Source organism: Pseudoalteromonas sp. HL-AS2 (genome assembly GCF_031198805.1).
Lineage (GTDB): Bacteria > Pseudomonadota > Gammaproteobacteria > Enterobacterales > Alteromonadaceae > Pseudoalteromonas > Pseudoalteromonas nigrifaciens.
In genome coordinates this window covers 3139745-3164620 of record NZ_CP133571.1, presented here as the reverse complement: position 1 = coordinate 3164620, position 24876 = coordinate 3139745, and the positions used below count along the sequence as shown (strand labels likewise).

The 24876-nt window shown below is 40.6% G+C and carries 20 protein-coding genes; 7 read left to right on the top strand and 13 right to left on the bottom strand.

The window, feature by feature from the left end; genetic code table 11:
• Window positions 1-9 precede the first annotated feature (9 nt).
• Together RB215_RS14690 and brxL are read left to right on the top strand one after the other, a co-directional pair.
• Window positions 10-2301, top strand: a complete 2292-nt coding sequence (locus tag RB215_RS14690) for a PglZ domain-containing protein (RefSeq protein WP_309216628.1) — start codon at window positions 10-12, stop codon at window positions 2299-2301.
• 39 nt (window positions 2302-2340) lie between these two features.
• Window positions 2341-4392, top strand: coding sequence for a protease Lon-related BREX system protein BrxL (brxL, locus tag RB215_RS14685; protein ID WP_309216627.1), 2052 nt, complete (start codon window positions 2341-2343; stop codon window positions 4390-4392).
• 135 nt (window positions 4393-4527) lie between these two features.
• On the opposite strand, the gene RB215_RS14680 is transcribed toward brxL, so the two are convergent.
• The gene (locus RB215_RS14680) at window positions 4528-5961 is read right to left on the bottom strand and encodes a DEAD/DEAH box helicase family protein (RefSeq protein WP_309216626.1); all 1434 of its coding nucleotides are present in this window, start codon (window positions 5959-5961) and stop codon (window positions 4528-4530) included.
• Window positions 5958-6476 (bottom strand): hypothetical protein, encoded by a 519-nt coding sequence (locus tag RB215_RS14675; protein ID WP_219240524.1) that lies wholly within the window; start codon window positions 6474-6476, stop codon window positions 5958-5960. The genes RB215_RS14680 and RB215_RS14675 overlap by 4 nt, the downstream gene beginning before the upstream one ends.
• Window positions 6477-6584: 108 nt before the next feature.
• On the opposite strand from RB215_RS14675, the gene RB215_RS14670 reads away from it, so the two are divergent.
• Window positions 6585-6827: a helix-turn-helix transcriptional regulator gene (locus RB215_RS14670; protein ID WP_257474721.1), complete on the top strand. Its 243-nt coding sequence runs from the start codon at window positions 6585-6587 to the stop codon at window positions 6825-6827.
• A 321-nt stretch (window positions 6828-7148) separates the two neighbouring features.
• Window positions 7149-8453, top strand: a complete 1305-nt coding sequence (locus RB215_RS14665; RefSeq protein ID WP_089368909.1) for a DEAD/DEAH box helicase — start codon at window positions 7149-7151, stop codon at window positions 8451-8453.
• 83 nt (window positions 8454-8536) lie between these two features.
• Here RB215_RS14665 and RB215_RS14660 read toward each other — a convergent pair whose 3' ends face one another.
• The 5 genes from RB215_RS14660 to RB215_RS14640 all read right to left on the bottom strand — a co-directional run bounded on the left by RB215_RS14660 (window position 8537) and on the right by RB215_RS14640 (window position 12464).
• Window positions 8537-8782, bottom strand: a complete 246-nt coding sequence (locus RB215_RS14660) for a DUF3297 family protein (RefSeq protein ID WP_172459242.1) — start codon at window positions 8780-8782, stop codon at window positions 8537-8539.
• Window positions 8783-8939: 157 nt separating this feature from the next.
• The gene (gene rnr / locus RB215_RS14655) at window positions 8940-11189 is read right to left on the bottom strand and encodes a ribonuclease R (protein WP_089368908.1); all 2250 of its coding nucleotides are present in this window, start codon (window positions 11187-11189) and stop codon (window positions 8940-8942) included.
• A 271-nt stretch (window positions 11190-11460) separates the two neighbouring features.
• Window positions 11461-11670 (bottom strand): cold-shock protein, encoded by a 210-nt coding sequence (locus tag RB215_RS14650; RefSeq protein ID WP_064664818.1) that lies wholly within the window; start codon window positions 11668-11670, stop codon window positions 11461-11463.
• Window positions 11671-11857: 187 nt separating this feature from the next.
• Window positions 11858-12067, bottom strand: a complete 210-nt coding sequence (locus RB215_RS14645) for a cold-shock protein (protein WP_011329604.1) — start codon at window positions 12065-12067, stop codon at window positions 11858-11860.
• 187 nt (window positions 12068-12254) lie between these two features.
• A complete protein-coding gene (locus RB215_RS14640; RefSeq protein ID WP_011329603.1) occupies window positions 12255-12464 on the bottom strand; it encodes a cold-shock protein in 210 nt (69 codons plus the stop codon).
• Window positions 12465-12903: 439 nt separating this feature from the next.
• Here RB215_RS14640 and RB215_RS14635 point away from each other — a divergent pair, with 439 nt between their 5' ends.
• The 3 genes from RB215_RS14635 (at window position 12904) to RB215_RS14625 (ending at window position 17147) form a co-directional block, all read left to right on the top strand.
• The gene (locus RB215_RS14635) at window positions 12904-14493 is read left to right on the top strand and encodes an alkaline phosphatase (protein WP_197108497.1); all 1590 of its coding nucleotides are present in this window, start codon (window positions 12904-12906) and stop codon (window positions 14491-14493) included.
• Between the two features lie 11 nt (window positions 14494-14504).
• A complete protein-coding gene (locus RB215_RS14630) occupies window positions 14505-16298 on the top strand; it encodes an alkaline phosphatase (protein ID WP_309216625.1) in 1794 nt (597 codons plus the stop codon).
• Between the two features lie 135 nt (window positions 16299-16433).
• Window positions 16434-17147 (top strand): hypothetical protein, encoded by a 714-nt coding sequence (locus RB215_RS14625; RefSeq protein WP_086993152.1) that lies wholly within the window; start codon window positions 16434-16436, stop codon window positions 17145-17147.
• Here the strand turns inward: RB215_RS14625 and RB215_RS14620 are convergent.
• The 6 genes from RB215_RS14620 to RB215_RS14595 form a co-directional block, all read right to left on the bottom strand.
• Window positions 17122-19014 (bottom strand): monovalent cation:proton antiporter-2 (CPA2) family protein, encoded by a 1893-nt coding sequence (locus RB215_RS14620; RefSeq protein ID WP_011329599.1) that lies wholly within the window; start codon window positions 19012-19014, stop codon window positions 17122-17124. The genes RB215_RS14625 and RB215_RS14620 overlap by 26 nt on opposite strands.
• A 283-nt stretch (window positions 19015-19297) precedes the next feature.
• On the bottom strand, window positions 19298-21829 hold the full coding sequence (locus RB215_RS14615) for a TonB-dependent siderophore receptor (RefSeq protein ID WP_182684138.1): 2532 nt from the start codon (window positions 21827-21829) through the stop codon (window positions 19298-19300).
• Between the two features lie 291 nt (window positions 21830-22120).
• Complete coding sequence (locus RB215_RS14610) at window positions 22121-22963, bottom strand: DUF4198 domain-containing protein (RefSeq protein WP_011329597.1); 843 nt, start codon at window positions 22961-22963, stop codon at window positions 22121-22123.
• Window positions 22964-23014: 51 nt separating this feature from the next.
• A complete protein-coding gene (locus RB215_RS14605) occupies window positions 23015-23524 on the bottom strand; it encodes a DUF2271 domain-containing protein (RefSeq protein WP_089368903.1) in 510 nt (169 codons plus the stop codon).
• On the bottom strand, window positions 23524-24156 hold the full coding sequence (locus RB215_RS14600; protein WP_011329595.1) for a PepSY-associated TM helix domain-containing protein: 633 nt from the start codon (window positions 24154-24156) through the stop codon (window positions 23524-23526). Before RB215_RS14600 ends, RB215_RS14605 begins: the two co-directional genes overlap by 1 nt.
• Before the next feature lie 127 nt (window positions 24157-24283).
• Window positions 24284-24679: a YbaN family protein gene (locus tag RB215_RS14595; RefSeq protein WP_041454623.1), complete on the bottom strand. Its 396-nt coding sequence runs from the start codon at window positions 24677-24679 to the stop codon at window positions 24284-24286.
• Window positions 24680-24876: the final 197 nt, after the last annotated feature.

Here is a 24876-nt window from a genome sequence, read left to right as displayed (position 1 = left end):
TGCCCGACTATGATTGATACTTGGTTTAAAGAGGATTTAGCGCGCATCTTGGAACAGCACCCTGTAGCCGTGTTTATTGATGAAAGCGGCGAGGCGGAGTTTCTAATAAAGGGCCTGAAAGGACACTGTGAGGTGTACCTCACCAATGGCGAACTCGACGAGCTGGAAGCGAAATATCGCATTGAAAAAGCCCTGCAAGAGCATCCTAAATCTGAGCACAAGTACGTTATCTATACGCAAATCAGCAAAGAAGACCTAACCTTTGCACGTGAGTACTGTGAGACCAATGGTTGCATCGAAATTCGTTATTTGCAGAACTACATCAAAGATAAAGTTCACCGGACCTTAAACTTAAATATTAACTTGCCGAAAGACGAGTTGATCGCTGCTGCAAAAGTGAGTGTGGGTAAAGACCGTACCTACTGGATGGACTTAAGCCACAAAGGGGCCTCTGAAATCTTTGATTTAGACAAGGAACTGCTGCCCTTTGTTCATGACCCCGAAAACTATGTCACTGAAAAATACGATTCACAGCTGCGTGAAACCTTTTACCGCAAGGTTAATGAGCTGCTAGGCCAAGAATATATCGATAAACCTGCATCTACCCTGGCGTCTGAAGTTGTATCTGCGATGTTAAAGGGCTTGGCGGATAATGACTGTGATAAAACGTTGTTATCGGTTTACAACAGTTGGCTTGATTCGGTGAGTTATCGCAATTCATTTGGCTCATACCTCGCCAAACATAAGTTGGATTCAGCGTTTATTAACAGCAGTGCTATCTGGCAGATCAATCCCGACCACCCATTTAGGCCGGTGGATGAAGCTTGGTTAAAGGAATTAGGCAATAAACTGGCTAATAAATCTTTGGCTAAAGTAGAGTCAGCACAACTAGTTGCTAGGCTGAAACAACGCCATCAAAGCAAACAGGCACAAGCGCTGGGCATTGTGTTTTGGAACGACATTATTACTTTGCTCGACTTTGATCCGAAGGATATGTCCTATTTAAGCAGCTTTGCTGAATGTGTTGAGTTTTACAAAAAGCACTTCTGCCCGCTCGATACCGCCATACGCAATCTGTATACCGAATTTATGCAGCAGCGTGATGCCTTAGAGCCATTCCAAGAACTGTATAAAGAATACGTTGCGCTGTTTTTAGATAAGTGGTTTCAGTATTTTGATCAGTATCAAGAAGATCAGACAGGTATCTTACAATCTATCATTGACCGTGATATCAAAAATGCCAATAGCAAAATAGCCGTGATTGTAGGCGATGGCGTAGCCTATGAGATTGCAGAGCAAGTAGCCATCAAGGTGAAACAACTAGGCAGTCATAGCGAATTGACACGCAAACACATTCTCGCCGATTGCCCCTCTGAAACTGAAAACAACATGAGCCATATTTACATGGCTAATGGTGTGGTTGAGGCAGTTCAAAACAAACGAGAAAGGTATTTCACTTCACAAAACCCAGGCACCATTATCGATTACATTCGCTTAGATGAAGTAAGTGATGAAGCCCTTACTGGACAAGTGCTTATTTGTACCTATAAAGATATCGATGACATGGGCGACAAGCTCAATCATAAGGCACTTAAATACTTCCCTGAGTCGATTGATTTTTTTGCTGAAAAGATTAATCAATTGCTCAAAATCGGTTATGCAAAAGTGTATCTAATCACCGATCATGGCTTCGTATTAACAGGCTTGTTAAGTGAGGCTGATAAAATTACAGACAAGCCCTCTGGCGTGAACTATATAGACGAACGCTTTATTTGGACTGCCGATAAGCAAGAAAACTTTACTCCTAAGTTTATAGAGGTTGCAAAGGCTTATAAAGACTATAACTACCTGTACTTTGCTAGAAACATGAACCCGTTTAAAACACCTGGCACCTATGGTTTTGCCCATGGCGGTTTAGCACCACAGGAACTGGTTACGCCTTATTTTTGCTGGGAACAAAAAAGTGATGTTATGGGGGAGTTACCAGTATCCATTGCCAACAAACATTGCTTAGCTAGCGTAACTGGCGAGCTGTATCAGCTAAAACTCCAAGCTGAATCCGGTGAAGGAAATATGTTTACGCTGGACCGCAAAGTGATGCTGCTGTTTTTTGCTAACAAAGCTCAAATAAACAAGAGTGATGTAATTGCAGTGCAGAGTAATAGTGAAGTCATTAAAGAGTACACATTCGACGGCCATGATGAAATCGAAGTGCAGCTAGTGGATGCAATAACCAAACAGCAACTCGACAGAGTAAAGATTAAAAAGAACAATGACCGAGATCTTGGCGGACTATTTTAAAGCTCGGTTATTTTAAAGAATTCTTGAGAGGAACAGGCAATGGCCGAATTGAATGAGTTGGATAATAAGCTGCTGGAGCATTTCAGAGGCTACGTTGTAAGAAAGGATCTTGTGCGGTCTGTAAAAGTTGGTGCCAACGTTCCCGTTTTTGTATTGGAATATTTAATCGCTAATTCTTGTTCTACCGATGACGAAGAAAAGATTCGCAAAGGGATGGAAAACGTTAAGAAGATTCTTAGCGAACACTATGTAAACCCTGAAGAGAGCTCACTGATTCACTCGAAAATTCGTGAAAAAGGCCGTTATAAAATCATTGATAAGATTTCAGTAGAGCTGGATTCTAAGAAGGATATTTACTGGGCCAAGCTGCAAAATAGCAATATCATTAACGGCAATATCCGTGATGGCTTAGTGAAAGAGCATGAGAAAATGCTGATGGGGGGTATTTGGGCTATTATTGATGTGGAGTATGACCCCGACATCAAAATTGGTCAGCACATTTACCCTTTTGTGGTAACCAACATTAAACCTATTCAGCTTTCATCGTTTGATAACAGCAAAATAATCAACAAGCGTAAAGAATTCAGCAAGAGTGAGTGGCTGGATATTTTGCTTAGAAGTTGTGGTTATGAACCCAGTGCTGAAGGCGTAAGCGACCGTATCAAGATGTTGTTATTAGCGCGCTTGTTACCAATGGTCGAAAGTAATTTCAACTTTATCGAACTCGGACCGCGCTCTACCGGCAAGTCATTTGTTTACAAAGAGTTAACTCCCTACGCCGTGTTAATCTCTGGAGGGCAAGGTACAGTTGCCAAGCTCTTCGTTCACGGTTCAACGGGCAAAGTCGGTGCAGTTGGTCAATGGGATGCTATCTGCTTTGATGAAGCGACAGATAAGATCTTTAAGGATCGTGAAGCTGTACCGTTAATGAAAGATTATATGGAATCGGGTTCGTTTTCTCGCGCAGGCGCTGGAGGGGAAATTACCGGTGTCGCATCGATCATCCTCAACGGGAATATCAACCAACCAGTAGAAACTGTGTTGCAGACCTCTCACTTGTTCAGCCCTTTATCAGATGAAGTGAATAACGATACTGCTTTTCTAGACCGTATTCATTTTTACCTACCTGGTTGGGAGATGATTAAGTTTGCCCCACAGCATTTCACCTCAAGCTTTGGTTTCAGTACCGATTACTTCTCAGAAACATTAAAGTCATTTCGACGAGTGACTTATACTGACGCTTTAGAGAACTTTTTCTCTTTGGGGTCACATTTAAAACAGCGTGATACCAAACCGGTTAAAAAAACTGTTTCAGGCCTTATTAAGCTACTTCACCCTGACGGCGAATATACCAAAGAAGATATACGTGAATACTTAGAGATTGCTCTTGAAATGAGACGCCGTGTTAAAGAGCAGCTCAAGCGCATTGGTGGTATGGAATTCTGGGATACCAATTTCTCTTACATTGATAAAGATACTCAGGAAGAACATTTTGTTGGATTACCAGAGGAGAAAGGCTCTCACCTGATAGAAAACACACCTTTACCACCAGGTGTTTGTTATACCAGCACTAGCGACGGGGATAATGTCGCGCTAGTACGTATTGAAGCGGTGATTACCTCTGGTTCAGGTAAGCTCAATATTTCTGGTGTAAGTAATACTAGTGTGAAGGAAAATATCAAGAATACTTTCCAGTATATTAAGGCCAATGAGAAAACAATTCTCAGTGAACAGCATTCACTTAAGAATTTCGATATCACGATTCAAGTGAGCAACATGCTTGGCGCTTCGATATCAACAGGAATTGGCTCAGCGGTTTATATCGCCATCGTGTCTGCACTTTACAAGAAGAACCTTAAGGCAGGCCTTGCAGTGTTGGGCAATATATCCGTTGGCGGTGCAATTGAAAGGTCCATTAACTTTGCAGACAAGATAACAATGCTGTCTGAAAACGGAGCCAAGTCAGTTGTAGTGCCTATGGATAACTTAACCGAATTGGCGAATATTCCAGCAACGGTATTGGGTAATACAGATGTGCCATTTTATCAGAACAATCAAATGCTGATGCAAAAGGCTATTCTACTTGACTGATTATAAGCATGGCTGGGGGGGTAATTGTCAATTGTGAATAGTAAAGGGTTATACGTGAGGTGAAGCAATCACCTCAAAACCTTTACATTATTCAATATTTTTTGTCAGAACTTGAATAATGGATATGGTATATACTTACTTTAATTCATTTAAGCTTAGCGAAATAGCTTCTTGTTTAAAACGCCCAAAAATATTAACGATTTGTTCGTAAGAGCGGGTTAAAAAATGTGGTTCATTTTGGTCTGTAAGATATGGGCTAACAAGTACTCCATCATGAGTTTCTGGGTCGGTTATGTGAATTTCAGGTTTTAGATGTTTAGCTTTTTTTTCACCTAAAATAACTGCATCTGAAGTAATTACTGTTACATCATTTTCAACAGGTGGTTTCATCTTATCAAACTTAACAACATCCGCCTCAAAAGGGATATCTTGCTTAACGCGATAAGCGTATTCTAAGAGCTTCGGCTGTGCAGGCATATACATAATAGCATTTTGACTTTTAGAGGGAGTAATTCTAAGAATTCGACCTAAAATTTGTCTAAAGTGCATTTCTGTTTTTATATTTGTTAAATGGCAGCATACTTGAAGTCTTGGAATGTTTGTACCTTCGCTGATCATACCTACCGAAACAATCCATTTGCAGGAGCTGTGTCTGAATCGTTGAATAATTTCAGTGGGTTCACTTTCCCGATAAGTAACAACAGCAAATTCATCGTTAAGGTGCGTTTTGAGTATGTTTGCGATGTTTTTTGCATGTTCAACTGAGCTGGCAACAATTAAACCGGCAGCGCTAGGAGAGGATAAACGAATATTGTTTAATTTTTTTTGTGCCGATGAAAGTATGTATTTAATAACCGCTTCATTTTCTATGACGCTTTGGTAGGGCACTGCAGATTCAGATAATAAGCTTTTGAAGCTATTAAATGTTTTAGTTTCCTCACCTTCAACAATAGAAATGTTGTTATTATCAACGGCGACAATTTGAGGTAATCTGCAAACACCGTCTTTAATCGCCTCAGTAAGGCCGTAGATATAATCACAAGAAATTTTATTGCTAGGATATAAGTAGTTTGAAAGAACAATTGGCGCAGTGTCAGACCGCCAAGGAGTTCCTGTTAGCGCCAATGTATAAGTAGCTTTGTCTTTAATGTTTCGTATTATTTTTTCACCCCAAGCGTTAGCATTTTCGATGTTTGAGCCTGCACAATGATGAATTTCATCAAAAATAACAAACACACGAAAGCGAGTAAATAATTGCCAAAAGGTTTTATCTAAGTGTTGCAAGCTTTGATAAGTAAGTGAGCGCCCTTTAGCGCCCAAAAGCCCGTCAAAACGCTCTTTGGTTATTAATTGTAGGCTGTCACAAAAATCATTTGCGACGATAGATGCTGGAGAAAAACATATAACTAAATCAATATGTTTGCTCACTAACATCTGGTTTGCTAACTCAGAGGCCATAATGGTTTTCCCCGCTCCTGGGGTAGCCAAAGCTAAAAAATGTTTTTGCCCATCTAGGTACTTATTGAGTGCCAGGTTTATACATTCAGATTGCCAAACTCTTAACTTCATGTGCTTTGCTGTTTCTCTTGGTTAATTAAGCTTTCTATGGCTTTAATTTTTCCTAAAGTTTTAGTGTTATTATCTCTAGCTTCGTTGTACTTATATTGAATTTCAGTGACTAATTCTGGGAATTCATCATAGAGTTCCTTATAAGCTTCCGTTTCTCCGAGGTTTAACAATAACTCGGCTTTATAATGATTTAATTTAGTCGTTAAAGATTGTTTAATGTCATTACAAAGAGTTACTTGCTGAGAGCTATCAGCGATGTACTCTATTAGTTTTTGAACATCAAATAGCTCAGTTTTAACAAAGCGGGTGCCTTTTTTATTACTAGATGATCTCTTCCTTAACCACCCTTTATTAACAAGCTTTAGAAGCTCAGCGTACAACTTCCGTCGAATTATTACAGGGTCTAAAAAAGGATCTTTACTGATAGCGATATAAGCAGATCTTACATCACTTGTTGTAAAGTTATTAAAGTTGGGAGCTTTAATTATTTGAACTACCAAATTGTCTATTTTCAAAAGAAATTCCAAGCTACGTTAATCAAAGAACCAATTGCTCCGAAAGCGGAGCAATTCTAGGCCTTTTATTTGTGACAATCAAGCTCCGCTATCGGAGCAGGCTAGTTCATGAATATTATTGGTAAGAACGTGAGAGTAATACGGGAGAAGCTTGGCTGGACCCAAGAACAACTAGTGGCTAAGTGTAATCTTAATGATTGGCAAATTAGCCGAAGCACTTTAGCTAAAGTTGAGGCTAATGTTAGAAGGGTGACTGATATTGAAGTTCTTAAATTGTCGATAGCACTTAATGTTCCTATTAGTGATTTATTTGATACATCGCATGATTGTGATCAACGAAGTGGGTTATGAAATTGAGTTCAGTGATTACTTTACTTTGAGTAAATTAGTCAGTAAGTTTCAATCTTTATTGTCTTCAATTTATAGATTTCAGTTTAAATAGTTCAATAAGTTTCAATCTTTAATGTCATAATTTACGTTAATCCAAACTGCTTAATAAGAGTTTTGAATGAGAAAAGTTTTAAACTTTATTGTCTTGCGACAATAAAAAAGACGCGAAAGCGTCTTTTTTTTGCCAGTAACTAAATGCGATTTAAATCACTAACCCCTACTTAATAAGCGTTAAATACGCTAAAATTGCAGGCTAATTTTTAGTAATGAGCCCACACCTTTATGACCTCAGCCACAAGCCCTAGCACTTTTAACGAACTTGGCCTTATTCCAGAGCTATTAGCTCGTTTAACCGACTTGGAATATACCCAACCTACTCCAATTCAAGCTAAGGCTATACCTAGTGTGCTTGCAGGCAGTGACTTAATTGCTGGGGCAAATACAGGCTCAGGTAAAACAGCAACGTTTGCGCTGCCAATGCTACAAAAAATGTTCCTTGAACAAGGTAGTAAAAGCGCAGCCAGCAAAGGTAACTTTGTAACGGGGCTTATTTTAGTACCTACTCGTGAGCTTGCTACTCAAGTAGCCGATAGCGTTAAATCGTATTCTGCTAACTTTAATGGCGCAATTAAAACGATTGCTGTGTTTGGTGGTGTATCGGTTAATACACAAATGCAGGCACTTCGTGGTGGCGCTGATATTATAGTGGCAACACCAGGGCGCTTACTCGATTTAATCTCAAGCAATGCTATTAAGCTCGATAAACTAAATACACTCGTGCTTGATGAAGCCGACCGTATGCTAAGCCTTGGCTTTACCGAAGAGCTTGCTGAGTTATTAGCGTTAATGCCTGCTAAAAAACAAACTATGTTATTTTCAGCAACTTTCCCAGAGCAAGTTAAGCTATTAACACAAGATTTATTAAACGACCCTGTTGAAATACAAGTTCAAAGCAAAGACGAAAGCACTTTAGTACAGCGTGTATTTAGCGTTAATAAAGGCGAGAAAACCACTGTTTTAGCGCATTTAATTAAAACCCATAAATGGCGCCAAGCACTGATTTTTGTTAATGCTAAAAAAGATTGTGAACACTTAGCGCAAAAGCTTGAAAAGCGCGGTGTTAATGCACAAGTTTTTCATGGCGATAAAGGCCAAAGTGAACGTACCCGCGTAATAGAAAAGTTTAAAGCAGGCGAAATTGAAGTGCTAATAGCAACTGATATTGCAGCACGTGGTTTAGATATTGAAAAGCTGCCAGTGGTTATTAACTTTAATCTACCACGCAGCCCTGCTGATTATATGCACCGTATTGGCCGCAGCGGCCGTGCAGGTGAAGTGGGTTTAGCGCTTTCATTAGTTGATTATGAAGATTTACATCACTTTAAAATAATTGAGAAGAAAAACAAACTACGTCTTGAGCGCGAGCAAGTGGCAGGCTTTGCAGTGAACCAAGCGAATGTTGATGCCGCACAGGCGCTTAAAAACGAAAAGCCAATGGCAAAACCCGAAGGCACGGGCAAGAAAAAGAACAAAAAAGCAGATCTTGAAGACGATGTTTGGGCTGGTTGGCGAGGTAAATCTAAGTAACCGGAGTTCAAGTTAAGTAATTAGAGTAAACATTGATCTAAAAAGCCGACGTTACGTCGGCTTCTTTGTGCTGCATCAGTATTTTATTTATAAAATACGTCTACAGTACCTTTTACTTTTATAAGTAATGGTTGGCCACGACGATCTAGCGCTTTAGGTGCGGCAACTTTGATCCAGCTTTCGCTGATGCAGTATTCTTCAACGTCAAAACGCTCTTTGCCGTTCAGAGTTACACCAATTTCATGTTCGAATACTTCTTCTACATAAAACTTGCTGCGTGGATTAATCGAAAGTTGGTCTGGTAACTCTGGTTTATTTGTATCAGTCATAATTGTGATCTGCATTGAATAGATAGTGCGCTATTGTAGGCAATACAGGTGTTATGCTCAAGCACGACAACAATAAATGCTAATAAAGTTAGCTATTAAATTTCACAGTTAAGCGCGGCGGTTTAAATTAATAACTAACAGTGCAGCTTGACTGCAATTAATGAAACGTTAAACTAGCCAGTGAAAAGCTCATTTTACGTTGGCGTAAGTCAATACTTTTTAAGGTCACATTCACACGCTCACCAATAGTAAATTTTTGTTTGCTGTTGCTCCACTGTTGTTTGGCAGCATTAAATACAAACTCACCTTGGCTGAAGCTACTCACCGCTACTAAACCCTCAACGCCTGTGCAGTCTAGCTCAACAAAAAAGCCAGCGCTTGATACACCACTAATAGTGGCGGTAAATGTATCGCCAAGGTATTTTTCCATATAGCTACATTTTAAGGCGCTTTCTACTTCACGGCTAATATCGTTGGCTTTGCGCGATTGTGCTGAGCAATGCAAGCTTAATGTTTCTATACTTTCAAGGTTATAAGGGTATGCCTTTTTAGCTAACTTGCTAACGCTAGACGCTTTATTAGCAAACACATTTAAGAAGCTTATCGCCCGCTGTAAACCATTTTGCTGCTTAGCCTGAATTTTGGCGCGAATTGCACGATGGGTTACTAAATCTGCATAGCGACGAATTGGCGAGGTAAAGTGAGCGTAAGCATTGTATGCTAGGCCAAAGTGACCTTGGTTATTAGCCGAGTATTCGGCTTGCGATTGTGAGCGCAGTAATAAAGTACGGATCACGCTGGCATCGCTGCGCTGACTAATGTTATTTAGTAGTTTATTGTAATCGGCTGGCGTTGGCTTATCACCGCCGCCAAGCTGCAGTCTTTTTTCGGCCAGTAGCGCCCGTAGCGTTTGTAGCTTTTTCTGTTGTGGCCCTGCATGTACTCTAAATAATCCGGGGATTTGGTGTTTATCTAAAAACTGTGCGGTACACACGTTAGCGCACAGCATAAATTCTTCAATCATGCGGTGTGCGTCATTGCGCTCTATTGGCTCAATACTGGTAATTTTTTGATTTTTATTCAGATTAAGCTTGAGCTCTTGCGTATCAAAGTCAATAGCGCCGCGAAGTTTGCGCGCTGCGCTTAAATCTAAATAAAGATAATGCAAATTTTTAATCAGTGGCGACACATCAGCATTCAATTCGGCTAATTGTTTAGCTGAGCTAGAATGGGGTTTAGCAATGACAGCATGTGCTTGTGTGTAGGTTAGCCTTGCATGTGAGTGGATCAGCCCCTCTGTAAAATTAGCTTGAGTCACTTGACCATCTTGGCTAATGGTCATATCACACACTAATACCAGGCGATCTTCATGTGGGTTTAACGAGCACAGGCCATTTGATAATGCTTCTGGCAGCATAGGAACAACTTGTCCCGGGCAATAAATAGAGGTGGCGCGTTGTTGCGCTTCTATATCTAACACATCATTGGGTTTTACATAATGCGACACATCGGCAATAGCGACCAGTAAACGCCAGTTTCCTTGCTCTGTTCTTTCGCAGTATACGGCGTCGTCAAAATCTTTTGCGTCTTCGCCATCAATAGTAACAAACGGAAACAAGCGGTAATCTACACGCGCTAATTTATCTTGCTCGGTTACTTCATTACCAAGTGAACTTGCTTGTGCTAGTAAATCCTTGCTCCAGCTATCTGCAACACCATGACGACGCAGCGCAAGCTTTGTTTCCATACCTGCAGAGTGAGGCAGACCAAGTACTTCGGTTATTTGCACTTGAGTTGCATGGCGAAAAGTAGGGTACTGGGTAATTTTAGTGTTTACATACTGGCCCACACTGGTGTTTGCTAATTGGCACTGCGCTACTTGCACTTTTTGTGGGCATTTTGTGTTATCGGCTACTAGCACGTAGTCTGTGCCTTGGCGCTTTAATATACCGGCTAAATGGGTGGTTTTATGCTCAATAATTTTTATTAATTTATTGTTTGAGCGTTTATGACTAGCGGCTTCTTGTAGTATTTGTACTATATCGCCTTCAAATACGTGAGCTAACTGGTTCTTAGCGATAAATAAATCTTTTTCGCTGGCGCTATAATTAACGAAACCAAAGCCATCTGCATGTAGGGTAATTACACCACTCACAAGTAAGGCTTGATCAATAACTTGGTAACCTTTGTGTTGGCTAAACATAAGTTGGCCATCGCGTTCCATGGCGCGTAAACGCCTTCTGAGGGCTTCTTTTTGCTCAGCATTTTTTAGCTCTAAGGCATGCGCGATTTGTTCACGGTTAAGGTTTTTTTTCATTTTGCCAAAAAGGCTTAAAATAAATTCACGACCCGGGATCGGGTTGTCATAAATTGGTGATGATAATGGTGCGGTTGGGTTCAAATTCATAAAACTCTCTTAAATTCGCCCAGCGCTTTTACTGTGTATCTACAAACTAGGAATATAAAAGACTTAAGATTGATAAAGATAAGGTGGAATAAAGCATAAGGCGAGACTGACTCGAACAGTGAGTCGAAAATAAATTAAGCTGCATAGTACATACTCAATTTTAAATGTTTAGTAATACCAATTACTTAATGTAAGTGGTAAAAAATTAGCTCACAGACAAATTAATTATATGTGAGCTGTTAATACACTAAAGCGTATTATTTAACAGTGTTTATATACAAACAATGTTTTCGGCTTGTGGGCCTTTTTGACCTTGAGTAACAGTAAACTGTACACGTTGGCCTTCAGCTAAAGTTTTGAAACCGTCGCCAGAGATTGCACTGAAATGTGCAAACACGTCTGCGCCAGATTCTTGCTCGATAAAGCCAAAACCTTTTGCTTCGTTAAACCATTTTACTGAACCAGTAGTTGTAGTAGACATAATATGTATCCTAAAAAATTAATATAAGTGTGCCTGAAAAGAGGCGATTGAGCCGGAAAAAATAGTTAACTTGAGGATAACGCGTAGGATTATTACTAAAACAACTCGGTACTAACAAATAAAACAGAACTTCTTTCAAACTAGTATTCTAAATGGGTTATTGCTAACCCATTAAATTGTTATGCAATTAGATGCAAACAATGTTTTCGGCTTGTGGGCCTTTTTGACCTTGAGTAACAGTAAACTGTACACGTTGGCCTTCAGCTAAAGTTTTGAAACCGTCGCTAACAATAGCACTGAAATGTGCAAACACGTCTGCGCCAGATTCTTGCTCGATAAAGCCAAAACCTTTTGCTTCGTTAAACCATTTTACTGAACCAGTAGTTGTATTAGACATAATATGTATCCTAAAAAATTAATATAAGTGTGCCTGAAAAGAGGCGATTGAGCCGGAAAAAATAGTTAACTTGAGGATAACGCGTAGGATTATTACTAAAACAACTCGGTACTAACAAATAAAACAGAACTTCTTTCAAACTAGTATTCTAAATGGGTTATTGCTAACCCATTAAATTGTTATGCAATTAGATGCAAACAATGTTTTCGGCTTGTGGGCCTTTTTGACCTTGAGTAACAGTAAACTGTACACGTTGGCCTTCAGCTAAAGTTTTGAAACCGTCGCCTGAAATTGCACTGAAATGTGCAAACACGTCTGCGCCAGATTCTTGCTCGATAAAGCCAAAACCTTTTGCTTCGTTAAAAAATTTTACTGTACCAGTTGTAGTATTAGACATAATAGTATCCTAAGAATTAATAAAAGTGTGCCTTAAAATAGGCAATTTAACAGGGAGAAAACAAGCATATAACTGAGGATAACGCGCAGGATTATTACTAATAACAACGTGGTACTTACAAATAAGCTGGGTTTTCAATCAACCCGATGCAGGCATGTTAGAGTAAGTTAAAACATGTAGCAAGCTTTATATAATTAAAAGTTATATAAAACGGCATGATTATTTTATATCCTTTTGTAAATTAAGGGTTTTATTTTTTAACTTTGTTTTGCATTTTTGATGTGTTTTGATTTTATAGTAGTTACATTCATAAATTTAGTCATTTAACTTTCATAAAAATTACCTTTATTAGTCATATCTATTTTTTATAGTGCAGCGGTTGATCTTTTTGTGGTCACACATTTTTTAAAAAATAATCACTAAATAATGGGAATTATGGATGAAAATTAAAAAAGTTGCTGCGGCAATAGCGCTAACATTTGCGTTTAACGCAGCTAGTTATGCCAATGTATTACCGCAAAGCCAAAAAGACAGCAGTTGGTATAGTGCTGCGCAAACAAAATTAACAACAAAAACTACCCAAGCGCAGAGTGTTAAAGCCACCAAAGCTAAAAACGTAATTTTATTTGTTGGTGATGGTATGGGGGTATCAACGCTAACCGCCGCACGTATTTTACAAGGACAACGCAATAACCAATCGGGGGAAGAGGGTTACTTAAGCTTTGAGACATTTCCGTATTCCGCACAAGTTAAAACCTATAACGTAGATGCACAAACTCCCGATTCTGCGGGCACTATGACCGCGATGATCTCGGGTGTAAAAACCGATGTTGGCGTAATAGGTGTTGACGAAAATATAGAGCGTGGGGTGTGTTCAACAGTTGCGGGCAACGAGTTACTAACAGCAACAGAGCTGGCAGAAATTAAAGGCCTAGCAACTGGGGTTATTTCAACAGCGCGAATTACCCATGCAACGCCTGCAGCAACGTATGCTAAATCGGCCGATCGTAACTGGGAAGACATTTCAGACATGCCAGAGGATGCAATTGCAGCTGGCTGTGAAGATATTGCCTCGCAACTAATTAACTTTGAAAAAAACCTAGAGGCGCGTTTTGTTGGTACTGATATAGATGGCCTTGATGTTGTTATGGGCGGCGGACGTCGGCACTTTTTACCCAAAAACGTAGCAGCTAATTCAACAGACGCAGTAAGCGCAATAGAAGGGGATCGTACCGATAATCGTAATTTGATTAGTGAATGGCAAGCGCAATACCCTACTGCAACGTATGTTATGGACCAAACCGGCTTTGATAATATTGCCGATGACGCTACTAAAGTATTTGGCTTATTTAACGAATCCCACATGCAATACGAAGCAGACCGCGCAAACGATATTGCTGGCGAGCCTTCACTTACCGATATGACTACTAAAGCAATTGAAGTGCTGGGCAAAAACGACAAAGGCTTTTTCTTAACCGTTGAATCGGGTCGTATTGATCACGCGCACCATGCGGGCAATGCCTATAATGCACTTAACGACACAATAGAGTTGGCCAAAGCGGTACAAGCTGCGGTTGATAACACCAATCCAGAAGAAACCCTCATTTTAGTCACTGCCGATCACAGTCATGTATTTACTATTGCGGGCTATCCCAAACGCGGCAACCCTATTTTAGGTCAAGTTGTGGCCGTGGGCGAAACAGCCCCCAGCCTAGCTGCCGATAACAAGCCCTATACCACAGTTGGTTACGCCAATGGTTTAGGGTTTAGAAACTTAGGTGATGAAACAGATGCCGATGCAAGCTATGCAAGTGCTGCTGTGGCAGGGCGCGTTGAGTTACAAGGGATTGATACAACAACCCCTGGTTTTCATCAAGAAACAACAGTGCCATTGGCCTCGGAAACACACGCAGGTGAAGACATTTCATTGCATGCAACAGGCCCCGGTGCTCAGCTTGCACAAGGCGTAATTGAGCAAAATGTAGTGTTTCATATAATTAATCAAGCTCTTGAACTAACTCAGCAATAATGGCGGCTAACATGAAAAAATTAACGGTACTTTCTTTAGCAGTAACTCTTGCACTAACGGGTTGCTCAAGTGACAGCGATAAAAACCAAAATAGTATATTAACTGTCAATAACGTAATTGCTGTCGGGTCTGAGCAATGTGTTAACGGCGGAGTAACAACACAAACAGGCGAAGATACCAACGGTAATGGAATATTAGAAAGCAGTGAGGCTACATCAAGTAACTTAGTATGTAATGCACCAGCTACGTCGCTTAGCAGCGAGCAGTTAGCATCGCTTACTAGTAATGCTTGGTTTAGCGATGCACAAACCAAGTTAGCAACCACAAAAACAGCAAATGCGAGCATAGTGACTGAGTCAGGCAAGGCTAAAAATATTATTTTATTTGTTGGCGATGGTATGGGAATTTCGACAATAACTGCAGCGCGTATTTTAGCCGGGCAGTTAGAAGGTGAAATGGGTGAGGAGCATCAATTAAGCTTTGAAACTATGCCGTATTCAGGTTTTGTAAAAACCTATAACGTAGATGCACAAACGCCCGATTCGGCCGGCACTATGACCGCAATGGCCTCAGGGGTTAAAACCGATGTGGGTGTTATTGGTATTGATGAAGCGGTTGAGCGTGGTAATTGTGTGTCGGGCAAAGGACATGAGCTAGTTACCTCACTAGAGCTTGCTGAAATTGCGGGTAAAGCGACCGGTATTATTTCAACTGCCCGCATTACTCATGCAACACCTGCGGCTATGTACGCAAAATCGGCCGATCGTAACTGGGAAGATATTTCTGATATGCCCGCGAGCGAGTCAGCTAATTGTGAAGATATTGCATCGCAACTGGTTAACTTTGAAGCCAACCTAAAAGCGCGCTTTAATGGTGTTGATGTAGATGGCATTGATGTTGTTATGGGTGGCGGGCGTCGTCATTTTTTACCAAAAGATGCTGCGTTTAATTCAGCCGATGCAGTAAGTGCAGTTGAAGGGGATCGTACTGATAATCGTAATTTAATTAGTGAATGGCAAGGGCAATATCCAAATGGTACTTACGTAATGGATCAAACCGGTTTTGATGCAATTAGCGATGATGCTACTAAAGTATTTGGGCTGTTTAACGAATCTCACATGCAGTACGAAGCAGACCGCGCAAATGATATTGCTGGCGAGCCTTCGCTTTCACAAATGACCGAAAAAGCCATAAATGTACTGGGCAAAAACGACAAAGGGTTTTTCTTAACCGTTGAGTCGGGTCGTATTGATCACGCGCACCATGCGGGTAATGCATATAACGCTTTAAACGACACCATTGAATTGGCAAAAGCAGTACAAGTTGCCATGAATAACACCAATCCAGAGGAAACGCTTATTGTTGTAACAGCCGATCACAGCCATGTATTTACCATTGCGGGTTACCCTAAACGCGGTAATCCTATTTTAGGTAAAGTGGTGGGCGTAGGCGAAACAACGCCAAGCCTAGCGGCCGATGATATGCCATATACAACGCTAGGTTATACCAATGGTGGTGGTTTTAGAAACCTCGGTAGCGAAACAGATGCTGACGTAGGTTATAACTTTGCACCAGTAACAGGGCGGGTTGATTTAACCAATGTTGATACTACTACCCCTGGTTTTCATCAAGAAGCGCTGGTACCAATGAGCTCAGAAACACACGCAGGTGAAGATGTTGGCGTATATGCTATAGGCCCTGGTGCGCACTTAGTGACAGGCACTAATGAGCAAAGCTTTTTATTTCATGTAATGGACTTTGCCGCAGATTTAGTTAAAACAGCAAACGACAAAGTGGCGCAGTAGTAAGTTTATAAATTGTGTGTGCAAAACAACTCGTACTCTGTGCGGGTTGTTTTTATATTATATTTTGCCATAAAACAGCCATTATTTTTAGCTATGTTAAAAGCATAAATTAGAGCCATTTAAAAAGAGTACCCAATGAAAAAAGCATTATTAATGATGACCGTATTATTCAGTAGCAGCGCTTTTTCCCAGCAATGCAATGTTAACCCAGCGCTATTAAAAGCAACTTACACTGTAACCAACAATAAAAATAACGAGCCAACAACTCAAGCGCTAACCCTGTGGCGAAACCAGCAACAAGTAGCGCATCAAAACGAAATAACGACCGAACTGTGGCAGCATTTAACTAATAAGCAAATACGGCCAATTCGTTACTTTAATGCTCAGCAGCGGGGTATTGAATACCAACCGTCAGAAGTACGTGGAGTACAAAACTGGAGTGCAAAAAACCAGCTGGTGGATGCGCATTTAATAGCAAAAATGACGTTAGTAAATACTCAGGGTACAGGTTGTGATGAAGTAAAAAACTATGTGTTAAACGAAGCTGAAACTGAGTATAAGCTGGCTTTATTTACACAGTCAAAGTTGGTTAAAACATTTAGTGTCAGCAGTAAAAAAAGCCAAGTAAGCACCTTACTCAGCCTTAATAATGTAAGCAGTAACGAGCAAGCGATAGTTGCTCAGTTTGCTAAATGGGATAACTTTCAAACTACTGACTATGCCGATATAGGCGACAACGAAAACGATCCCTTTTTAGCTAAAATGATTAACCTTGGTTTTATTGAGCATAGCGCCACTGGCTTTTATAACCAGCAGGGGCAAGCTATCCAAGGTGAGCATTATCATTAGATTTTTTTGGCTTGGCAGCGTCCTCTGTTAAGCCCGCAATATAGTCGTTGTCGTCGCAGGTATTTAAATCTTCTTGTGCTTGTTTGTCTTGTTGTAGTACTTGTTTTAAATCTTCCATACGCTGGCGTACAGCTACACCGTAGCTAATATCGTCGCCCCATAATTTTGCTAACTGTAATACACTGGCGCGGTCGTGATCTCTAAATAGCTTACCAGCTCGCTCGGCATCGGGTTTATTGTTACCTAATAACTCGAGCGCTTTAACTGCAAGGCTGATGGCAGAATCAACAGTTTCACGATTAAAGGCATCTACTTTTAAACTAAGTAATTGATAAGCGTGACGACGGTCGATAGCACGTGCAACAATTTTTAACTGCGGGTAGTTTTTTTGCGCAAGCTTAATAATTTCTAATGTTTTATCGGGGTTATCTATAGCCACTACCAGCATTTGCGCTGTTTTTGCGCCTGCGGCTTCAAGTAACTCCTGACGCCCAGCATCACCATAAAATACCGTTTTACCAAAGCGGCGTAATAATTCAATTTGCGTAGGGCTATGATCAAGTACTGTTATTTCGTAACCCTGGGCATGCAGTAAACGCCCCATTACTTGGCCAAAGCGACCGTAGCCCGCAATAATGACATGTTTAGCGCTGCTAATATGCTCGGGTTTATCAAATTCAGGCTTTACGCTGCTATCGCGTTTTTGCAGTTGCTCGTAAAACATTAATAATAAAGGGGCTATTAACATAGAAATAGCCACCACTAAGGTTGTTAATGCGGTTTGTTCGGGCGTTAAAATGCTTAGCGTACTAGTTACACTTAATAATACAAAAGCAAATTCGCCTCCTTGTGCCAAAGCCAGTGTAAATAATAGTTGCTGCTTTTTATTTATTTTAAAGGTAAAAGCCAGCGCAAATAAAATACAGGCTTTAATTACTATCAATAAAACAACTAAGCTAATCACAGTGCTAAATTGATTAAAAAACAGTTCAAAGTTAATCGACGCGCCCACAGTAATAAAAAATAGCCCTAATAGCAGACCTTTAAAAGGCTCTATGTCGGCCTCTAACTCGTGCCTAAATTCACTTTCGGCAAGTACTACGCCAGCTAAAAAGGTACCCAGCGCAGGTGATAAGCCAATACTTTGCATAACCAATGCAATGGCAACCACTAAAAAAAGCGCAAAAATGGTAAATATTTCACGTATATGTGTTTGCGCTATATATCTAAAAATGGGGGCCGATATATATTTACCGCAAGCAATAATGGCGGCAATAACAGCAATCGATGCACCTACTTGTTGCCAAACCGGCCAGTTGGCAATAATTGAATCACTAACCTCGGCGTTGCCACTCAGTGGTGCAAATGCGAGTAAGGGTAATAACGCTAAAATAGGAATAATAGCGATATCTTGAAATAGCAGTACAGAAAAAGCATTTTGCCCAGCTTCTTGTTTTAGCCAGCCTTTTTCTTCTAGGCTTTGCAGTACAATAGCGGTAGAGGAAAGCGCCAGCATTAAACCAATGGCAAGGGCTGTTTGCCAATGCATGGCAAACAGCCAATAACAAGATGCAAAAATAACGGCTGCGGTTAACACTACTTGTAAACCACCTAACCCTAAAATTGAGTGGCGTAATGTCCATAAACGTGAAGGTTGCAGCTCTAAACCAACTAAAAATAGCATCATTACTACGCCAAATTCGGCAAAGTGCATTACATCGGTTTGATCGCCAACCATAGCTAAGGCATAAGGGCCAATAAGTATGCCTGCGATTAAATAACCCAGCACCGATCCGAGTCCTACTCGTTTGGCAATAGGCACAGCTACAATTGCTGCCGCTAAGTAAATTAAAGCTATTTCTAACACGTGTTTTTCCTAGGTGAGTTTTTAAACCCAAGTGGTTTGCGTATAAATAGAATGACTGACACGCTTATAAAATACAATAATTTAAGTGGCTAAAAATGCTGTTTTTTTTAAAATTTTACAGCCTTCAAAGTATTATTAACGCTGACATACCCTAGCTCTGCTTTAATCATAATGAGATTTTTTTCAGGATTAACGCGAATGTTACTTAGATCAATCGTTAAGCAGCAAAAAAAGGATGCGTAATGCATCCTTTATAACTTTCAACTTTTAGCTAGCACTTTTATTAAAAGCGGTAAGTAATATTACCGTATAAAAAGCGGCCATCTAAACTGTATGGCACGTAGGGGGTGTACGGGAATATTTGACCAAAGTTAGAGTAACCAATGTTATCTACAGTTGCTTGTGGGTACTGATCAAAAAGGTTGTTAGCGCCTACGGCAAATTTCCATTCATCGTTAGGGCTATAAGCCACTTCAAGATCGGTTATCCATTTTGCATCTAGGTATTCATCTCGGTCGCTGCTTGTAGAAATATCAGCAACTTCGCCATAACGCGTGGCACGCAGTGTAGTTTGCCATTCGTTAAAGCTCCAAACAGCCGATAAGTTTAGTTTGCTATCTGGTGTGCCTTCTTCAAAACGGCCCACTTCACGCCGAGCAAATACAACATAGTCATCACCTAACGAATTGAGTTCTTCAGGGTTGTCGTCTATATGGGTGACTTTAGTGTCGTTAAAGTTAACCGCTGCGTTTAAGCGTACGTCGCCTAGGTTATCTAGTTCCAGTAAATAAGTTGCAACTATGTCTACACCTTGCGTACGTGAGTCTATTGCATTGGTAAAGTAGCGTACGCTTTCGGTGTTTAGCTCACCAGCGTTTGCTAAAATTTGCGCAACTGCTGCACCGGCTAGGTTTTCAGAGAGTACAATCCGGTCATCAATATCAATACGATATGCATCAACCGTTAGGCTAAAATTACCTTGAGTGTAGACAAAGCCAGCGGTTAAGTTTACAGAGTCTTCAGCGTCTAGTTTTTTAGCGCCTAATGCTTGTGCTGCTGGAGAGTCACTTGGAAATAAACCTACTTCAAACGCTTGGTTGTTTTCAAGTATGGTTGATATTTGACGATACGAGCTTTGTGCTAGCGATGGCGCGCGAAAGCCGGTACTTGCTGCACCACGTAACGATAAGTTATCAGTAATACTGTAACGCGTTGCTATTTTTGAAGTGAATGTGTCGCCAAAGTCGCTGTAATCTTCATAACGGCTGGCTAAAACCACATTCCACTTTTCTGTTAAGTAGGTATCAAATTCAACAAAAAGTGCTACGTTGTGGCGGCTTTCGTCGGTAACACTTTGCGGACCAAAACCAGATAGTACCTGTGCACCACCTGCTGCAATTGGGTTGCCGTTACTATCAAGCGCGGTAATATAAGAAGCTTCTTCGCCTTGTTCTATTTTGTAGCTTTCGTGGCGGTATTCAGCACCTATAGTAAAAAATACGTCATCTGGTAAACCTAAATCAAATGCTGTGCTGGCATCTCCATTAACAATAAATTGGTCATAAACCAATGCGCCGTTATCAAATTCGGTTTGGCTGGTGGCACCTAAAGATGTATTTAAGCTATTTACTACGCCTAATGCAAAGTCGTTGCGGCCGTAGTTGGTACTTACATCCCATGTCCAGTCGCCTGTTTCACCTTGTAAACCAAGAGCGAGAGAGTAATCTTCTACGTCGGTTTCAATTTGTGGCAAAAAGCCATTAGGGTAAACGTCTAAAATGTTATTTTTATCTACAGCTCGGCGATAAAATCCGCCTGAGTTGCCTTCACGCTTAGAGTAGCTACCAAAAGAGTATAAGTTTAAGCCGTTATCAAAGTCGTAGCCCATGTTGTAAAACAGTGCATAGTCTTCAAGCTCTGCTTTACCAAAGCGGTGATTGTAACGATCGATAGTGAACTCGCGTGGATCTAGGCTACCATCATCAAGGCGGCTATATTGCTCCCGAGGGTCAAAACCAGAGCGCTGGGTAGAGTCGTTATCACGATATTCAATAGACACGTTTACAAAACCGTTATCAGCTAACGAAAAACCAGAATTAGCACTAATAGTACGCGTTGCGCCATCGCTCATTTTACGATCGTCGCCAGTATTAAATGCTAAGTTGCCGTTTGCATCTGCGTACACGCTTTCAAGCTGAGGTACTCCGGCCATTTGAGTATCATATTGTCCGTAAGTTACGCTTACACTGCCGCCCTGCGCTGCATCTTTAAGAATTATATTAATAACCCCTGCAATAGCATCTGAGCCGTATTGCGCTGCGGCACCGTCGCGTAATACTTCTACGCGCTTAATTGCCGATGTTGGGATCATATTTAAATCAACAGCTGTTGAACCACGCCCAACTACGCCAGCTAAGTTTAATAGCGCACCTGAATGACGACGCTTACCATTAATAAGCACTAGGGTGTGATCGGGGGCTAAACCACGCAAAACTGCAGGTTTAGCATGGTCTGTACCATCGCCCATTGTTGCGCTTGGGTAGTTAAAGCTTGGCACTTGGTTTGCAAGTACTTGGCTGATTTCAAGCTGGCCTGTACTGGCCATATCGCGACTGGTAATAATATCAACAGGTACTGAACTTTCAGCAATACTGCGTAAGCTGCGACGAGTACCCGTTACCGAAATTACTTCGATATTTTCTTGTGCTTGACTATCTGGCTCTGCGGCTACAGCTACTGAATAAGGCGTGCTCAATGCAGTAGTAACGGCCAAGCTAAGTGCTAATTTTTTCGCTGAAAAGCGCTGTATGGTCATGTGATCCCCCAAGGGCTGCTATTGTTGAGTCTAAAAGCGCCGCATCTTAAAGAAGCTAATAGGATAGTGCAAAGATCAAAACAAACTAAGTTATGCAAATAGCTAAGGCTGGTGTTTACTTTGCGCTGAACGTACTAATTTAAATAGGTGTGCTTGTGTTGAGTAGTTGCAACCACAGGGTGAATTGAGGTGTTTTTTAATACAATTAATTTAGTAAATGTAAATAAAAAAGGCCAAGTAAATTACTTGGCCTCTTTATTGTTTTTAATGTTTTAATTCAAGAGTTAAGTATTACTCTGGCGCAACGTCTAATGTAGTAAATAACGAGTAACGCACGTTATCTATGCCTTTTTCAGACGACTCTTCGCTCACGCTTGCTTCAATTAAGTATAAACCCGGGTGCTGCCACGTTGTGCTAAAAAAGCCGTTTTTGTCAGTGGTTACTTTAACTTCGCCACGTTCGTTACGGTAGCGTGTATCACCTTTTAATATTGCCAGCTCAACGTTTGCTGCCGGCTTACCAGCTTTGAGCAACTGAAAACGCGCTTGTTCACCAACAAATAAATCGTTAGGGTGAGTTGGGCCGCTAATCTCTAAACCTTTACCAAGTAGTGCAGGCTTAGATGTGCCGTTACGACTTACAAACGTATCAACGGTAGAAAATGCTTTGGTTGTTTTAATATCTGTAGCGTCTGCTGGAATATCTTTACTGTTTTTGCCACCAAAAACACGACGACGCTCACCTTTTGCATCTTTATAAAAGGTCATTAAACGTGGTTCACGTTTCATTGCAATATGGTAAGTCCCTTCGTTGGTTAATTTAACTGCCGCAGAGTTTTTACGCTGTAAAAAGTAAGCGCGAATATTATCGCTAATAGGTTTGCCGTCAGGGCCGATAGCCATCAGTAAATTGTCGTCGTATTGTGCGTCTTTCTCAGTTGGGCGGTATGCTTTGTCGGGAGCAAAAATTTCATTAGAAATACTCGCGTCAATCATTACATAATGCGCTTTATCGCCAGATAAAGAAGTATGCGATGGCACTAACCATTGTGCATGGGCGTTAGCATAGCTTGATGCAAGTGCAGTGACTGTAAGTGCGCCAATTAATGCACTTTTAAGTAAATTGATTTTCATAATCGTTCCTTTTTAAATGGTTTTAGCGGATGCTTTATTTGCTGCTATGTATTACTTGGCAATAATAGTGACGAAGCTTTGTGAAAATTCATTGGTACCATCAATCGTGATTTTACCCTCTTGTGTTAGGTCTATTTCGACACGGCTGTAATCTCGGCCGCCTTCTTCGCGTACCACTTCAATATTAAGTAAGTATTTACCCGGTTTTACTGGGTTACCGTCTAAATCATTGCCCTGCCAATTAATGGTGTAAGATCCAGCTCGTTTGGTTGCGCCGCTTATGCCGTCGAAGTTAAGGTTACTCTTACCGGCTTTACGCCACCATTGGCGTAAGTCTTTAAACCATTCGGCTTTTTGTACCCAAAGTGCCAGCGTAGTAACGTGTTTGCGCTCGCTTGTTTCTAGCCAAACTGCAACATAAGGGCGGTGATACGGTTGTACGTCTAATTCGGGTAGGTTTAATTCAATTTCTAATTGTGCAGTTTGTGCATGCGCAGTCGCTTGAAAAAACGTCGCAACTAGCAGTAATGCTGCGCTTATAAACACTTTAAATTTAATCATTAATACACTCCTTTTAATTGTGGAACCCAACATAAATAAATAACGACAGGCGTTGCTATGCCTAACACCGTTATCCATATTCCTGCTAAGCGTTTTTTTCTGTTTTGAAATAAAATAATCATGCCGGTAATGGCAAATAAGATCATTAATACAGCTGAGATATCTATTACCCAACTCCATGCTTCGCCACTATGTCGGCCTTTATGTAGATCGCCAATTAGGCTTAAAAAACCACCTGTTTGGTAATCAAGGTTTAGTGTGCCACTTATAAAGTCGAGCTCGGCGTAGGCAAACCCCGCGGGTAATGGGTAGTCGAGCATTACCAGTGCGTCCTCTTTTTCCCATTCAATGCTTTTTACGTTAGTGAGCGCATATTGCTTGGCTAAGTAAGCTTCTATTTCGGGGTAGAGTGTAGGTAAGGTACTTAACTGCGCATTTGCTTTGGCAGCCAATGCACTTGGAATTGGAGTTGATATTTGGCCATTATTTTTATCATTTTTAAGCCAGTCAACATGGTTAAGTACTATGCCGCTAACACAAAATAAAATAAGCAAAAAAAATAGCGCTGTAGAAATATAAATGTGTAAAGCCCGGCTGGTGCTATATAAAGCTCGTTTGTTAATAAACGCCATAATAACTGTAAACTAATTAATATTTACCACATGATAATGATTTGTATTAGCTATTACAAATATACTTACTAAACTTTACATTAAGTTTTTATAAACAGCGGGTATTTACGTTGTTAAAGCGGGATGTTCAACTTTTTGGTATGGAAGAGGGTCTTAAAATTAAATAAATCATTACAGCCACTTCAATTATGGCAACTAAAAAAATAACCCAAACAGCAGGAGATGAAGCCAGTAAAAATATAAAACCAACCAGCATGCCCAAAGCGGCGCAATATTTGGCTTTAACAGGCACTACTTTATGTGCTTGCCACTGGTGCAGGGTAGTGCCGTATCGTGGATGATTTAAAAGCCAATGCTCAAGTGCAGGCGATGAGCGAGTAAAGCAGGCCAGAGCTAAAATAAAAAAGATGGTGGTGGGCATAACCGGTAGTACTATACCTATAATTCCAAGTACAACTAGCATTAAGCCAAGTACTTTAAACCATACCTTTTTGTAATATATATAGGTTGTTTTTATATTCACTTAGGTTAGTTTTATTAAATTATAGTTAGTTTGATTATAGAGTAATTAATGCCGAAATTTAAGCGCAATTGCAGTTACTTAATACGTGGACATAAAGGAATAAATAAAATTAGCGCAGCAAAAAGGGCAAACAAAGTTGCCCTTTATAACTAACCTGAGCTGCGGATAATAAACTTATCTCAAGCAGCTATTTTCAG